2 protein-coding genes and 2 pseudogenes are annotated in these 2118 nt (G+C 59.5%); 2 read left to right on the top strand and 2 right to left on the bottom strand.

Going from position 1 to position 2118, the window contains the following annotated elements; genetic code table 11:
• Positions 1 to 113 (bottom strand): annotated as a pseudogene (locus EN993_RS35120) (DNA-binding response regulator); the annotation flags it as partial.
• Positions 100 to 633 carry a MarR family transcriptional regulator gene (locus tag EN993_RS35115; protein ID WP_164758034.1) on the bottom strand — a complete coding sequence of 178 codons (534 nt, stop codon included), beginning with the start codon at positions 631 to 633 and terminating at the stop codon, positions 100 to 102. The gene EN993_RS35115 and the pseudogene EN993_RS35120, both read right to left, overlap by 14 nt.
• Before the next feature lie 247 nt (positions 634 to 880).
• Here EN993_RS35115 and EN993_RS35110 point away from each other — a divergent pair, with 247 nt between their 5' ends.
• Positions 881 to 1774 (top strand): branched-chain amino acid aminotransferase, encoded by an 894-nt coding sequence (locus EN993_RS35110; RefSeq protein ID WP_127266173.1) that lies wholly within the window; start codon positions 881 to 883, stop codon positions 1772 to 1774.
• 145 nt (positions 1775 to 1919) lie between these two features.
• Positions 1920 to 2118 (top strand): annotated as a pseudogene (locus tag EN993_RS35105) (hypothetical protein); the annotation flags it as partial.

Below are 2118 nucleotides of genomic sequence, written 5' to 3'. Positions count from 1 at the left end.
GTCAGATACTGCTTGAGAAGATTGCGGATGCGGGTGTCGTCGTCGACCACAAGCAGATGTGGCGCGTCGTCGTCCGGTGCGGCCGCATGATCGACCCGTTCAGTGCTCTCCATGGCTTTTCCCTGACATCTTTGCGGATCCAACGTCGATCTGCGCCCTCAGTTCCGGATTGACCATCGCTTCGAGGAACCGTTCCACCAGGATCCGTTCGGTTATTCCGGAATCTCCCAATGCAGCATGGATGCGGCGCGACTGTGGCCGCGCTAGCGCCAGCGCCAGCGCACGGCCCTTGGCCGTCGGATAAAGCTCGCGCTGGCGGCGGTCGCGCGGCCCTTGCAATTGCACGACATGGTCGGTGTCGATCAATTGCTTGAGCACGCGGGCCAGGCTCTGCTTGGTAATCTTCAGCACGTCGAGCAGTTCGGCGACCGTCAGGCCGGGCCTGCGGTTGACGAAATGCAGCACCCGGTGGTGAGCCCGGCCGAAACCGTAATCGGCCAGAATCTGGTCCGGATCGGAGGTGAAGTCACGATAGGCGAAGAAGAGCAGCTCGATGATGGCGAAGTCGATGCCGTCCTCGTCGGTGATCGCGGTCCTGATCGGTTTTCCGGCTGCGTGGCTTCGATCCGTCATCATTTCTCCGTAGGAAAGAGAGATTATGTCAGTACTATTGACGTAATTTCCCTGCAATGGTAATTTTTGACAAGCTTTTGGACGGATTGCGAACGAAAAGGCAAGGGAAGCCGGTTTTTCCGGAACTTCCTGAGTTTGCCAGAGCGCAATTATCCGCCTACGCTCCAGCATAAAAGCCGCTTTGGGCGGCCGACACGAAACACCAACGATACAACACTATGCGGGCTGCCGCCCGCGGGAGGTTACCATGGCATCCGTTCCCTTCGACCAACTGGATGGTTTCATCTGGATGAACGGCGAATTCGTCCAATGGGGTGACGCCAAGATCCATGTGCTGACCCATGGCCTGCATTACGCCAGCGCCGTCTTCGAGGGCGAGCGCGCCTATGGCGGCGAGATCTTCAAGCTCAATGAACACACCGAGCGCCTGCATGAATCGGCGCGCCTGCTCGGCTTCAAGGTTCCCTATTCGGTGGCGGAGCTCAACGACGCCTCCACCACGCTTCTGAAGAAGCAGGGTTTCCAGGATGCCTATGTCCGGCCGATCGCCTGGCGCGGCAGTGAACAGATGGGCGTTTCGGCGCAGAACAACCGCATCAACTGCGCCATCGCCATCTGGCAATGGCCGAGCTATTTCGATCCCGCACAGAAGCTGAAAGGTATCCGCCTCGATGTGGCGGAATGGCGCCGGCCAGACCCGCGCACCGCACCTTCCAAGTCGAAGGCCGCCGGCCTCTACATGATCTGCACCATGTCCAAGCATGCCGCCGAGGCCAAGGGCTATGCCGACGCCATGATGCTCGACTGGCGTGGCCAGGTCGCCGAAGCGACCGGCGCCAACATTTTCTTCGTCAAGGACGGCAAGATCCACACGCCCAAGCCCGATTGCTTCCTTGACGGCATCACCCGCCGCACGGTCATTGGCTTGGCCAAGGATCGCGGCCTGGAGGTGATCGAACGCGCCATCCTGCCGGAAGAACTCGAGGGCTTCGAGCAATGCTTCCTGACCGGGACGGCAGCGGAAGTAACGCCGGTTTCGGAGATCGGACCTTACCGATTCGAGGTCGGTGAAATCGCCAAAAACCTTATGAATGACTATTCTGCCGCCGTTCAGCCCAAGCACGCGATCGCCGCAGAATAACGAAAGTCACAGCTTTTTTAGCAAGCAGGGGCGGTTTTAGGGCCGCCCCTTTTATTTAAGCGTTCCTGCATTTGACTTTCGTCCAATTCGGCGTCTCATGATGCTGTCGGCCCGGGAGGCTGGCAGCTATGGAGGGACTAATCATATGGACATGAACACGCTTCTTCCGATCATAATACAGGTGATTACGGGTATCATCGGTGGTCAGGCGGTCGGTGCGGCGCTCAAGACGGCGGCGATGGGTCAGCTTCCCAAAATCCTGGGTGGAGCCATTGGCGGTGTCGGCGGTGCGGCGATCCTCGGCAGCCTGCTGGGTGGCGGGGCGGTCGATCCGGCGGCTGCGG

The organism is Mesorhizobium sp. M7D.F.Ca.US.004.01.2.1 (genome assembly GCF_003997785.1).
In the GTDB taxonomy this organism is placed as follows: domain Bacteria; phylum Pseudomonadota; class Alphaproteobacteria; order Rhizobiales; family Rhizobiaceae; genus Mesorhizobium; species Mesorhizobium loti.
The sequence above is the reverse complement of the archived record's forward strand: the minus strand, read 5'-3'. Positions and strand labels throughout refer to the sequence as shown.

Coding starts and splice junctions, on each gene's coding strand:
- EN993_RS35115 (WP_164758034.1), bottom strand. CDS start 633: ATGACGGATCGAAGCCACGCAGCCGGAAAACCGATCAGGACCGCGATC.
- EN993_RS35110 (WP_127266173.1), top strand. CDS start 881: ATGGCATCCGTTCCCTTCGACCAACTGGATGGTTTCATCTGGATGAAC.